At 58.5% G+C, this 11578-nt stretch carries 14 protein-coding genes; 9 read left to right on the top strand and 5 right to left on the bottom strand.

Annotation, left to right across the window (positions count from 1 at the left end; translation table 11 throughout):
• Window positions 1-11: 11 nt before the first annotated feature.
• The 3 genes from AC8GFZ_RS06650 to AC8GFZ_RS06640 all read left to right on the top strand — a co-directional run bounded on the left by AC8GFZ_RS06650 (window position 12) and on the right by AC8GFZ_RS06640 (window position 1789).
• Entirely contained in the window at window positions 12-1052 is a 1041-nt protein-coding gene (locus AC8GFZ_RS06650; RefSeq protein ID WP_506643562.1) for an SMP-30/gluconolactonase/LRE family protein, read from the top strand.
• Between the two features lie 72 nt (window positions 1053-1124).
• Complete coding sequence (locus tag AC8GFZ_RS06645) at window positions 1125-1370, top strand: AbrB/MazE/SpoVT family DNA-binding domain-containing protein (protein WP_506643560.1); 246 nt, start codon at window positions 1125-1127, stop codon at window positions 1368-1370.
• Window positions 1371-1381: 11 nt separating this feature from the next.
• Entirely contained in the window at window positions 1382-1789 is a 408-nt protein-coding gene (locus tag AC8GFZ_RS06640) for a type II toxin-antitoxin system VapC family toxin (protein WP_506643558.1), read from the top strand.
• A gap of 20 nt (window positions 1790-1809) precedes the next feature.
• Here the strand turns inward: AC8GFZ_RS06640 and AC8GFZ_RS06635 are convergent, their stop codons facing one another.
• The gene (locus AC8GFZ_RS06635; RefSeq protein WP_506643556.1) at window positions 1810-2697 is read right to left on the bottom strand and encodes an NmrA family NAD(P)-binding protein; all 888 of its coding nucleotides are present in this window, start codon (window positions 2695-2697) and stop codon (window positions 1810-1812) included.
• A gap of 21 nt (window positions 2698-2718) precedes the next feature.
• The gene (locus AC8GFZ_RS06630) at window positions 2719-3225 is read right to left on the bottom strand and encodes a hypothetical protein (RefSeq protein ID WP_506643554.1); all 507 of its coding nucleotides are present in this window, start codon (window positions 3223-3225) and stop codon (window positions 2719-2721) included.
• A 107-nt stretch (window positions 3226-3332) separates the two neighbouring features.
• Here AC8GFZ_RS06630 and AC8GFZ_RS06625 point away from each other — a divergent pair, with 107 nt between their 5' ends.
• Window positions 3333-4229: a LysR family transcriptional regulator gene (locus tag AC8GFZ_RS06625; protein WP_506643552.1), complete on the top strand. Its 897-nt coding sequence runs from the start codon at window positions 3333-3335 to the stop codon at window positions 4227-4229.
• Between the two features lie 88 nt (window positions 4230-4317).
• Here the strand turns inward: AC8GFZ_RS06625 and metK are convergent, their stop codons facing one another.
• A complete protein-coding gene (metK, locus tag AC8GFZ_RS06620) occupies window positions 4318-5496 on the bottom strand; it encodes a methionine adenosyltransferase (protein WP_506643550.1) in 1179 nt (392 codons plus the stop codon).
• 218 nt (window positions 5497-5714) lie between these two features.
• On the opposite strand from metK, the gene AC8GFZ_RS06615 reads away from it, so the two are divergent.
• Together AC8GFZ_RS06615 and AC8GFZ_RS06610 are read left to right on the top strand one after the other, a co-directional pair.
• The gene (locus AC8GFZ_RS06615; protein WP_506643548.1) at window positions 5715-6572 is read left to right on the top strand and encodes a lysophospholipid acyltransferase family protein; all 858 of its coding nucleotides are present in this window, start codon (window positions 5715-5717) and stop codon (window positions 6570-6572) included.
• A gap of 2 nt (window positions 6573-6574) precedes the next feature.
• The gene (locus AC8GFZ_RS06610) at window positions 6575-7465 is read left to right on the top strand and encodes an LpxL/LpxP family acyltransferase (protein WP_506643546.1); all 891 of its coding nucleotides are present in this window, start codon (window positions 6575-6577) and stop codon (window positions 7463-7465) included.
• On the opposite strand, the gene AC8GFZ_RS06605 is transcribed toward AC8GFZ_RS06610, so the two are convergent.
• Complete coding sequence (locus AC8GFZ_RS06605) at window positions 7435-8346, bottom strand: alpha/beta fold hydrolase (RefSeq protein WP_506643544.1); 912 nt, start codon at window positions 8344-8346, stop codon at window positions 7435-7437. The two genes, AC8GFZ_RS06610 and AC8GFZ_RS06605, sit on opposite strands and share 31 nt — an antisense overlap.
• Window positions 8330-9148, bottom strand: a complete 819-nt coding sequence (yihA, locus tag AC8GFZ_RS06600) for a ribosome biogenesis GTP-binding protein YihA/YsxC (protein WP_506643542.1) — start codon at window positions 9146-9148, stop codon at window positions 8330-8332. The genes AC8GFZ_RS06605 and yihA overlap by 17 nt, the downstream gene beginning before the upstream one ends.
• Window positions 9149-9233: 85 nt before the next feature.
• Between yihA and AC8GFZ_RS06595 the strand changes: the two genes are divergently transcribed.
• From AC8GFZ_RS06595 to msrQ, 3 genes are all read left to right on the top strand, one after another.
• On the top strand, window positions 9234-9860 hold the full coding sequence (locus tag AC8GFZ_RS06595; RefSeq protein ID WP_506643540.1) for a c-type cytochrome: 627 nt from the start codon (window positions 9234-9236) through the stop codon (window positions 9858-9860).
• A 97-nt stretch (window positions 9861-9957) separates the two neighbouring features.
• Complete coding sequence (gene msrP / locus AC8GFZ_RS06590) at window positions 9958-10965, top strand: protein-methionine-sulfoxide reductase catalytic subunit MsrP (RefSeq protein ID WP_506643538.1); 1008 nt, start codon at window positions 9958-9960, stop codon at window positions 10963-10965.
• Window positions 10966-10974: 9 nt separating this feature from the next.
• Window positions 10975-11574 (top strand): protein-methionine-sulfoxide reductase heme-binding subunit MsrQ, encoded by a 600-nt coding sequence (gene msrQ, locus AC8GFZ_RS06585; protein WP_506643536.1) that lies wholly within the window; start codon window positions 10975-10977, stop codon window positions 11572-11574.
• Window positions 11575-11578 lie beyond the last annotated feature (4 nt).

Raw genomic sequence — 11578 nt, 5'->3', positions numbered from 1 at the left:
CCTCGCCGATCATGAGCCCAGCCAACACCGCGCAAGACACCGACATTTGGCGCAACCAGCCCCACACGGCTGTCTCTGCCAGTGCACACGTGCCCTTTGTGGCCGCGCACCGATCGCCCGACCCGGCGATTGAAATCATCGACCCTTCTTTCGCCCGTTACCGTTTGTTCAGCGCGGGTGTCGAGCAACTGGCCAGCGGATTGCGCTGGGCCGAAGGGCCGGTGTATTTTGGCGACCACCGTGCTTTGTTGTTTTCGGACATTCCCAACAACCGCATCCTGCGCTTTGATGAAGTCAGCGGACACACCAGCGTGTTTCGTGCGCCCTCGCAGTTTGCCAATGGCCTGTGCCGCGACCGCCAAGGCCGCCTATTGGCTTGTGAACACCTGGGGCGGCGTGTCACCCGCACCGAGCATGATGGGCGCATCAGCGTGCTGGCCGATCGCTTTGAGGGCAAGCGCCTGAACTCCCCCAACGACATCGTGTGCGGCGCAGATGGCAGCATTTGGTTCACCGACCCGGTGTTTGGCATCAGCGGCCATTGGGAGGGCGAGCCTGCCACCCCCGAATTGGGACAAAACGTCTACCGCATCGATGGCCAAACCGGCGCCCTCAGCGTTGTGGTGAGTGACCTGCAAGGTCCCAATGGCTTGGCCTTCAGCCCAGACCAAAGCCATTTGTATGTGGTGGAGTCGCGCGCCAAACCGCACCGTTTGGTGTGGCGCTACCGCGTCAACGCAAGCAGCACCCTGACAGACAAAACCCTGCTCATTGATGCCCAAGGCCCCGGCGCCTTGGACGGCATCAAGGTGGACGTGGATGGCAATATTTGGTGCGGCTGGGGCAGCGATGGCTCAGTGGGCGCTGACTTGGAGGCCTTGGACGGGGTGCGTGTGTTCAACCCCCAGGGCCAGGCGATTGGTCACATCCACCTGCCCGAGCGCTGCGCCAACTTGGCTTTTGGCGGGCCGCAACGCAACCGCTTGTACATGGCCAGCAGCCACTCGCTGTATGCCTTGTTTGTCAATACCCAAGGGGCTGTGGTTTATTGATGCACTGGGACGGCCAAAAATGATTTCGGTATTACCGTTATAGAATTCGGTAATACATTGAAAGAGGTCTCCATGAGCACTACCCTCACTCTCAAGGGCCAGGTCACGATCCCCAAGCCCATTCGAGACGCCATGGGTTTGACGCCTGGCACCGCCATTGACTTTGCTTTGAACCAACATGGCGAAGTGGTGTTGCAAAAGGCGATCGATCCAAAAGTCCCCAACGCGAAGCCACCCAAAGATCGGTTCGAGTCCGCCCGTGGCCAGGCCGATGTGACTTGGCGCACACAAGAGTTGATGGACTTGCTGCGCGGCTGATCGGGAAGACCATGCTGGTCGACACCAATGTCTTGGTCGACGTATTGGAAAACGACCCAGATTGGGCCGATTGGTCGATTGGGCAATTGCGCGCTCAAGCGCAAATTCATCGCTTGGTCATCAATCCGGTGATCTATGCCGAACTGTCCCTGACCTTCAGTTCAGTGGAGGCCTTGGACGAAGCCTTGGCCCAAATGCAGATCACCCTCATTGAAATTCCAAGGGCAGCACTTTTTTTGGCTGGCAAAGCCTTTGTGAAATACCGCAGACAAGGCGGTACCAAAACCAATGTATTGGCCGATTTCTTCATCGGTGCCCACGCTGCGGTGGCTAAATTACCAGTGCTCACGCGGGATGTGGCGCGGTATGAAAGTTACTTTCCAACCGTGCAGTTGGTAGCGCCAGGGATCAAATATTGACTTGAACAGAGGCTTGGGGTTCAGCGGTTCCCCTCAATCCGCTCCCCATTGGCATAGCGCCCATGAAAGCGAAACCAGTTCTCGGCCGATAAGGCGTCGGGCAGGATTTGTTTGAACGCTTCGGGCGTGCCGCGTGGCCCTTTTTGCACCTCGTAGTACAAAAACATGTGGTGGATGTCTTTGAGCAGCAAGCGGCGCAGAAACAGGGGCATGGCCAATTTGGCTTTCACCGGCACGCCGCTGACCTTTTCCAAAGCCGCAGCGACTTGCGACAAATCACCTTCCCAGCCAATCACGTCCAAGCCTTTGCCCAGCCATTGATCGGGGTTCTTGAACTGAATGGCCGCTGCGCGACCAATGTCATAGGTCGCGCAGAACTTGCAGTTTTGCAGGCTTAAAAACTTGACCACGCCTTTTTTGAGCGGGTTCCAATTGGCCGGGTCGTCCAGGTTTTCAAAAAATGCGCAGGGTCGCAATATTGAAAAAGGCACGCCTGAGGCGCGCAGGTATTTCTCTAGCGCCACCTTGGCATGCAGATGGACCACGTGCTCATCGAACATCTCTGCATCGGCCACGCTCATGAAGATCAAGTGGTCAACCCCAGCCGCTTTGGCCGCGTCAATGGCGGTTTGGCCTTGAGCCAATTCGAGCCTTGCACTCTTTTTGGCCGCACCAAAAAAGTCGGTGATGACAAACATTTTGCGGGCGCCGGTTTGCGCCAAGGCGCGGTCAAGGTCAGCGCGCTGCGTGTAGTTGCACACCACCGGGTTCACACCCTGGGCCAATAAGTTGTTGTTTTGTGAGCGGGTGGTTCCATGCACCGCAAAGCCAGCCTCGCGCAGAGCGCGGCAAACGTGGCGACCGACCTTGCCGGTGGCGTTGAGGACAAGAACAGATTCAGTGGACATGGTCAAACCTTTTTTTTAATATCAAGACGGGGTGGGTGTTTTGCTGATCGGGGGCAAGCCAAACGGGGTGATCAACAGTGCCAAAAACCAAATGACCGGACCACCCACGCTGCCAGCGTTGAGTTCGATGACCCCAGGGGTGACCATGCTGAACAAAAACGCGAGGTCGGCGATGCCGATCACCCCCACGCCGATGACATAACCCAACCAAGCAGGGCCTTTGAGAATCATCCAAGACACAAACAAGCCAAGGACACCGTAGCCGCCCACATCCACGGCGAAATTCACGATCAATTGCCCGTGGGCAAAAGCGGTGGCGGCATCGCTGGCGTGCACAAAAGCCTCGCGCGGCATAGCGCGACCGCCCAGGAGCATGGCCCACTGGCTCATCGGGCTGCCTGCCAAGTACTGGTTCAGGCCTTCGACCCCCACCCAAATGTGGAGGATGCTCCACAAGACAAACAAACCGGCGCCAACTTTGGCGGGGGTGCGCAAAGGCGCGTCGTTGGGGGTGGCGTTCATGTTCATGATGTGAGTCCTTGGGGAGTAGAGATGGGTGCATTGTGATAGGTGCATAAAAGTAGATAAAGACCATTTAATGGAATTAATTGTTTTATAAATGGCACAATAAAAAAATGGAAACGTTTAAAAATATGCATTTATTCGTACAGGTGGCCAAAACCAGCAGCTTTCGCCGTGCCGCCGAGGTGCTGGACATGCCCCCTTCCACGGTCTCACGGCGGATTGCCGAGTTGGAGCGCGATGTGGGCTTGCGTTTGTTCAACCGCAGCACGCGGCGGGTGGAGTTGACCGAGGGTGGTCGTTTGTACTTTGACAACTGCAAGCGCCTCATTGAAGAGGCCGAGTTGGCACATCAAGCCCTGACCGAACTGCACACCCAGCCCAGCGGCGTGTTGCGGGTATCGATGCCCGTGGATTTCAGCGTGATTTACCTCAGCCCGGTGCTGGCCGACTTTGCGCGCCGCTACCCCCGCATTCAATTTGACCTGGACCTCTCGCCCAACCAAGCCGACTTGATGGGCGAAGGTGTGGACATGGCGATTCGCATGGGGCCACCCAAGGACACCCGCTTGATTGCGCGTCCGATTGCCCAGTTAAAGACCTTGCTGGTGGCTTCTCCGGGCTATGTGCAATCGCGCAAGGCACCCATGGTGCCAGCAGATTTGCGCGATCACGATTGCCTGCGCATGAAGGATGCGCCTTGGGCTTTGCACCACGCGGATGGGCGCAGCGAGATTGTCCAAGTGGGGGGCACTTTTGTGGCCAATAATCGGGGCTTGTTGCAGCAATTGGCTTTGCGCGACCAAGGCATTGCCATCACAGCCCACGACTGGGTGCAAGACGATTTGACCGCGCAACGCTTGATGCATGTCTTGCCCGATTGGTCACCCCCATCGGCACAGGCCTATGCCGTGACCACCACCCGCTTGCTCCCGGCCAAGGTGCGGGTGTTTTTGGACTGCCTGGTTGAATACATGTCACCCAAGCTCATTTCCCAACCCTTGGGATGACAGGCTGCGCCCATTCATCTGGCCAAGAAAAAAGCGGGTGGTGCCCAAAGCACCACCCGCTTTAACCATGGGGGCCGCGACCCCGTTTTCAGCGACCGGCTGCAGCTTTCAGAGCGGCAGCCTTGTCTGTGCGCTCCCAAGTGAAGTCGGGCTCGTTGCGGCCAAAGTGGCCGTAAGCGGCAGTCTTCTCATAGATGGGGCGCAGCAGGTCCAGCATTTGGATGATGCCTTTGGGGCGCAGGTCGAAATGCTCGTTCACCAAGGCGGCGATTTTGTCGTCAGCGATGACGCCGGTGCCGTGGGTGTTGATGGTGATGTTCATCGGGCGCGCCACGCCAATCGCATAAGCCACTTGCACTTGGCACTGGGTGGCCAAGCCGGCGGCGACCACGTTTTTGGCCACATAGCGAGCGGCGTAAGCGGCTGAGCGGTCCACCTTGGAGGGGTCTTTGCCGGAGAACGCGCCACCACCGTGGGGGCAAGCGCCACCATAGGTGTCGACAATGATTTTGCGACCGGTCAGGCCGCAGTCGCCCTGCGGACCACCCACCACAAAGCGGCCGGTGGGGTTGATCAGGTATTTGGTGTCTTTGAGCCACTCTTTGGGCAGCACGGGCTTGATGATTTCTTCGATGATGGCCTCGTTGAACTCGGGCTTCATCTTGTCGCCCAAGCTCATCTCCGGGGCGTGTTGTGAAGAAATGACCACGGTATCGATGCTGTGGGGCTTGCCATCGACATAGCGCATGGTCACTTGGCTTTTGGCGTCGGGGCGCAAAAAGGGCAAGCGGCCGTCGCGGCGCAGTTGGGCTTGGCGCTCCATCAAGCGGTGGGCATAGTAAATGGGCGCAGGCATCAGTTCAGGGGTTTCGCTGCAGGCGTAACCAAACATCAGGCCTTGGTCGCCCGCACCGGTATTCAAGTGGTCGTCAGACGCCTGGTTCACGCCCTGTGCAATGTCATTGGATTGCTTGTCGTAGCAAACCATGACCGCACAGCCCTTGTAGTCGATGCCGTACTCGGTGTTGTCGTAGCCAATGCGCTTGATGGTGTCGCGAGCCACTTGGATGTAGTCCACATGTGCGTTGGTGGTGATCTCACCGGCCAACACCACCAAGCCGGTGTTGCACAAGGTTTCGGCGGCCACACGGCTGCGTGGATCTTGCTTGAAGATGGCATCCAAAATCGCGTCTGAAACTTGGTCAGCGACCTTGTCAGGGTGACCTTCGGAAACAGATTCGGATGTGAAGAGATAGTCGTTCGCCATGATAAAACTCCATGTGGTTGATGTTGACGCGTTGCCAACTTCGGGAGCCTGGCGAACGCTTTAGCAGATGGTTTAGGGTTGCCCTCAAAACCTTTGCCACCGAGGTGGCGGTCGCCCTGCAAGTTGTTCAGTAACTCAGCGACAATTCAGATTGTAGCCAAAACCGAACATGCCAAATAACAAGCCCGGGTGTTCGGACGTGCTGCGCCACACCCAACATGACCGCTTTGTTTCGCTTGCTCGCCCGACTGCCTCTGCCTTGGTTGCAAACCTTGGGTGTGGGTTTGGGTTGGTTGGTGTGGTGGTCTTCCCCAAGCTATCGCTGGCGCTTTTTGCAAAACACCCAAGCCGCGGGTTTGCCTTTGGACCAGGTGCGGCCCGCCGTGGCCGCTGCGGGCATGATGCTGGCAGAGTTGCCTTGGCTGTGGATGCGTCCGGCCTCAAAGCGATTGGACGTGCCCTTGCATTGGGATGGCTTGAACCATGTGACCGACGCTTTGCAACAAGGTCGGGGCATGATTTTGTTGTCACCGCATTTGGGATGCTGGGAGTTGGGCGCCCAAATGATGGCCGAGCATTTGGGGCCCGCTCACGGCCCGATGTGGGTGATGTACCGCCCGGCGCGCAAAGCTTGGCTGCGCGACTTGGTGGCCAGTTCGCGCCAACGCCCCTTTTTGCAAGCTGCACCGGCCAATCAAAGCGGTGTGCGGCAGTTGTTGCGCACCCTGCGCCAAGGCGGCTACACCGCCATCCTGCCCGACCAAGTGCCGCCACAGGGGCAGGGTGTTTGGTCGCGGTTTTTTGGCCGCGATGTTTACACCATCACCTTGGCTGTGCGCTTGGCGCGCCAAACCGGTTCCCGCGTGGTCATGGGTTGGTGCGAGCGTTTGCCCAAAGGGCAGGGCTTCATCAGCCACTTTGAGCCTTGGGACGATGTGGGCTTGCATGATGCCCAGGTGCCGATTGAAGCCACTGTGCTGGCGATGAACCAACGCATCGAAGCCATGGTGCGGCGCGCACCTGGTCAATATCTGTGGGGCTATGCGCGGGACAAGCAACCGCGTGCAGAGGTTTGAAGATGTTCAGTGCCTTGGGTGTAGGCTTCATGCGCTTGCTGGCGCGCTTGCCGCTGACTTGGGTGCGTGGCTTGGGCACGGCTTTGGGCTGGGTGCTTTATCGGGGGGTGCCCGCACGGCGGCGGGTGGTGCAGGTCAACCTGGCTATGTGCTGGCCCCACTCCCCACAGGTCGAGCTTGAACGCATGACCAAACAATGCTTTGTGTTTTTTGCCCAGGCTTGGTTGGATCGCAGCTGGCTGTGGCATGCGCCTGCTGATGTGGTGCAACAACGCCTGCACTGGTTGGGTGACCTGGGGGCTTTGAAGCAGCCCGAAGGCGTGGTGGTTTTCGCGCCGCATTTTGTCGGCCTGGATGCGGGCTGGACAGCCTTGAGTTTGGCAACCCATCGACCCCTGAACACCATTTACACCCCGCAGTCCAACGTGGGCGTGGATGCCTGGATCGCGAAAGGGCGGCAACGTTTTGGAACGGTCAATTTGAGCAAGCGCTCTGATGGTGCGCAAGCATTGATCAGCGCCTTGCGCCGGGGCGAGTTGTTGTACTTGTTGCCTGACATGGACAGTGGCGAAGACGACACGGTATTCGTGCCTTTCTTTGATGTCCCAGCAGCCACCTTGACCTCTTTGTCACGGTTTGCCAAGCTCGGTCGCGCCCAGGTGGTGCCCATCACCACGCGGCTCACACCCCAGGGCTATGAGGTGCAAGTGCACCCCGGTTGGAGCGATGTGCCCAGTGGCGATGTGTTGGCCGATACCGCCTTGATGAACCAGCGTTTGGCCGATTGGGTTCGCACCATGCCTGCGCAGTATTTTTGGGTGCACAAGCGCTTCAAAACCCGGCCACCGGGCGCAGCCGATGTTTATGCCCGGCCCAAAAAACCGCTGATGTAGGCCTGCACCACGGCGGGTTGTTCATGCACCACCCAATGGCTGGCATCCGCCAAGGTGTGCAATTCCAAATCGGCGATGTAAGTGTCCAACCCTTCGATCAAACACGGCAACAAGGCTTTGTCTTGCAAACCCCAAATGACCATGGTGGGCACAGCTATGCGCAGCATGGCGTCGGGCAGGCTGATCACGCTGGCTGCTTGGTCATCGGGCCGAGGTGGGCGCAGGGGTGAGGCGCGGTAGTAATTCAAACCACCTTCCAAGCCGTGTGACCAATGGGCGCGGTATCGATCTTTCATGGCTGAATCCAGCCAAGCAGCAGGGCCATTGGCCAAGGTGTTGAAAAACCCCCACAAGCGTTGGTAATCATGGGCCGCCAGCAAGGCCGCCGCATCGGGGCGGATCAAAAAATTCATGTACGCGCTGGCGGCTTGTTGCCCTGGGTTGCTTTGCAAGTCGCGCAAAAAGGTACCCGGGTGAGGCGAGTTGATGATCACCAATCGCTGCAAGCGCTCGGGGTGTTGGTTGGCCAGGTTCCAGGCCACAGCGCCGCCCCAGTCGTGGGCCACCAATGCGGCCAAGGCTTGACCGGGGCTGACGATGTCGATCAAGGCCACGATGTCTTGCACCAAAAATTTGGCGCGGTAGGCGGCTGGGTCCGCGGGTGCGCTAGAGGTTTCAAAGCCGCGCAAATTTGGCGCCACACAAAAGAAGCCGCCGTTTTCGGGTTGTGAGAAATGGTCCAGCAAAGCATCCCAAGCAAACGCACCTTCAGGGAATCCGTGCAAAAACAGCAGCACCGGCCGCCCGGGCTGGCCGGTGTGGCGGCAATTCAAGCGGATGCCGTGCGGCAATGCGTGTTGGGTTTCAACGATGTTCGCCATCGGTATATTCGTCTCCAACGTTCAGGTCAGTGCCCAAGTCAGTGCCCACCTCAGTGTCTAAACCAGCAATCAGGTTTGTATCCAGCGTGGCCGGGGGCGTCCAGTTGGCCACCCATTGGGACAGCAGCAAAGCGGTTTCTTCCACCCCTTGGCGTTTGAGGGCCGAGAACAAGCGCACTTGGCCCCCGCCGGCTTGCAGCCTTGCGATGGACAAGGCTTTGGCGCCTTCGCTGCGGTTGAGTTTGTCAGCCTTGGTCAGCAAGACCAAAAACTGCATGCCCGCCTCCACCCGGGGGCGGATGACCTCGAGCAGGATGTCGTCGAGCTCGGTCATGCCATGGCGCGGGTCGCACAACAAGACCACACCACACAGGTTGTCGCGGCTCATCAGGTAGTTGGCCATCACCCTTTGCCAGCGGATCTTGTCTTGCTTGGGCACGGCGGCGTAGCCATAGCCGGGCAGGTCGGCCAACACCGCATCGGTTTGGCCATGGCGACCGAGGGCGAACAAATTGATGTGCTGGGTACGACCGGGTTTTTTAGAGGCATAAGCCAGCTGGTTTTGCTGCGTCAAGGTGTTGATGCAGGTGGATTTGCCCGCATTGGAGCGGCCCACAAAGGCGATTTCGGGCAAGCGGTACTGGGGCAGGTGGTGCAGCTGCGCCGCAGTGATCAAAAAGCGGGTGGTGTGCAACCAGCCCATGGCCTGTTTGGTCTGCCCGGCCAAGTCGGTTGCCGCCGCCAGGTCGCTGCTGGTGCTGGTTGGGGTGGGCGGGGCTGGTGGGTGGGGCTGGGTCATCACGGGTCCGGCAAGGGTGGGGGGCCCGTGGACCCCAAGTGGGCATTGTAGAATCCACCGGTTTAGCGCCACCCAACTGACCCAAGCCATGAAGCTGTTTGCCCCCTTATTCGTTGCCGCCGCACTTGCGTTGCCCCTGACTGGTCTGCATGCCGCAGACAAAGCGCCTGCCGCCAAAGCCCCCGATGTGGCCAAAGGCGAGGCCAGCTATGCCCCTTGCGCAGCTTGTCATGGTGCCGATGGCAACTCAGGCTCTCCGGCCAACCCCAAGTTGGCAGGCCAGCACCCTGAATACCTGAACAAACAGTTGCAAGAGTTCAAGTCGGGCAAACGCGCCAATGCCATCATGTCTGGCATGGTTGCAGCGCTCAGCCCGGAAGACATGAAAAACATCTCGGCCTGGTTGGGCCAACAAAAAGCCAAGCCGGGTTTTGCCAAAGACAAGCAAACCGTGGCTTTGGGTGAGCGGATTTACCGCGGTGGCATTGCCGATCGCCAAATCCCTGCCTGTGCCGGATGCCACAGCCCCAATGGCGCTGGTTTGCCCTCGCAATACCCCCGCCTGAGCGGTCAGCATGCGGATTACACGGCAGCTCAATTGAGTGGCTTCAGAGATGGTGTGCGCCTCAATAACCTCACCATGACCCAGGTGGCGGCCAAACTCAATGACCGTGAAATCAAAGCGGTGTCGGATTACATCGCCGGTCTGCGCTGATGCCCTGAACAACGGGCCCCGATCACCAAAACCGGCCCTTGAGGCCGGTTTTTTTTGGAGGTGAGGCACAATGTTTTGACTTTGATCGGAGACCGCCATGCACGCACGACATTCAGACAATGGACACAACCATCCCTTGGGCAGCGAGATCACCCCTGCCCACGCCCACCACAATCGCCGGCAAATGATGCAGCACCTCGCCACTGGGGTGGCTGGGGCTGCGTTGGCGAGCTGGGCCTCGCGAGAGGCTTTGGCCCAAAGCGATAAAGCCTTGGCGCGCCCGGGCAAGCTGGCACCACTGGCCGCGCGTCCATCGACATTGGCAGGGGCCAACACGATGGAAAAGCCCACCACCTATGCCGACGCCAGCACCTACAACAACTTTTATGAGTTTGGCACCGACAAGGCCGACCCCGCCAAAAACGCCCACACTTTGAAGACCCAACCCTGGTCGGTGGAAATCGAGGGCTTGGTGAAAAAACCCGGTCGCTGGGATATCGAGGATTTGCTCAAACTGAGTGCCATGGAAGAGCGCATTTACCGCATGCGCTGCGTCGAAGGCTGGTCCATGGTCATCCCTTGGATCGGCTATTCATTGTCCGAATTGATCAAGCGGGTAGAGCCCCAGGGTAGCGCCAAGTTTGTTGAGTTTGTGACCTTGGCCGACCCCAAAACCATGCCTTTTGTGGGTTCGCGGGTGTTGGAGTGGCCCTATGTGGAGGGCCTTCGCTTGGACGAGGCCATGCACCCCTTGACCCTGCTGACCTTTGGCATGTACGGCGAAATATTGCCCAACCAAAACGGCGCCCCGATTCGCTTGAATGTGCCATGGAAGTACGGCTTCAAAAATGCCAAAAGCATTGTGAAAATTCGCTTTGTGGAAAAGCAACCGGGGACTGCGTGGGTCAAGTCCGCTTCTCATGAATATGGTTTTTACTCCAACGTGAACCCCAATGTGGATCACCCGCGCTGGAGCCAGGCGACCGAGCGGCGCATTGGTGAGGACGGCTTGTTGTCGAAAAAACGCAAGACCTTGATGTTCAATGGGTATGAAGCGCAGGTCGGGCAGTTGTATGCCGGTATGGATTTGAAGAAAAACTATTGATAGCTTCCCATGTGGCGACACCCTGCGGCCAAACCTTTGTTGGCCCTGTTGTTGGCGTGGCCTGCATGTTGGCTGTTGTGGGCGGCTTTCCACGATCAGTTGGGCCCCAATCCCGCTGAAGCCTTGATTCGCCAATCGGGTGATTGGGCTTTGCGCGCTTTGTGTGTGGCCTTGGCGGTGACCCCGCTGCGGGTGATCACCGGACAAGTGTTGCTGATGCGTTTTCGGCGCATGCTGGGTGTCAATGTGTTTGTCTACGCTGCCTTGCACATGCTGTCCTACGCCTGGCTCGACATGGGATTGGACTTGGAAGACATTGCCCGTGATATCGCCAAGCGCCCTTTTATATTGGTGGGCTTTTTGGCTTTGTTGGTCTTGAGCGCCTTGGCGGCCACATCGTTCAACAAAGCGGTGCGCTGGCTGGGGACACAGCGTTGGCAAGCCTTGCACCGCAGCGTGTATGCCGTGGCTGCGCTGGCGGTGCTGCATTTTTACTGGATGCGAGCGGGGAAGAACAACCAGACCGAGGTGTTGATTTACGGTGCCATTTTGGCCACCTTGTTGGGCTGGCGCGTGTGGCACTGGTGGCGTAAACGTCCGCGCGCATGATTAG

The sequence above is a fragment of the Limnohabitans rimovensis (SeqCode) genome, assembly GCF_965234775.1.
In the GTDB taxonomy this organism is placed as follows: domain Bacteria; phylum Pseudomonadota; class Gammaproteobacteria; order Burkholderiales; family Burkholderiaceae_C; genus Limnohabitans; species Limnohabitans rimovensis.
This window is presented reverse-complemented; position numbering and strand designations above follow the sequence as displayed.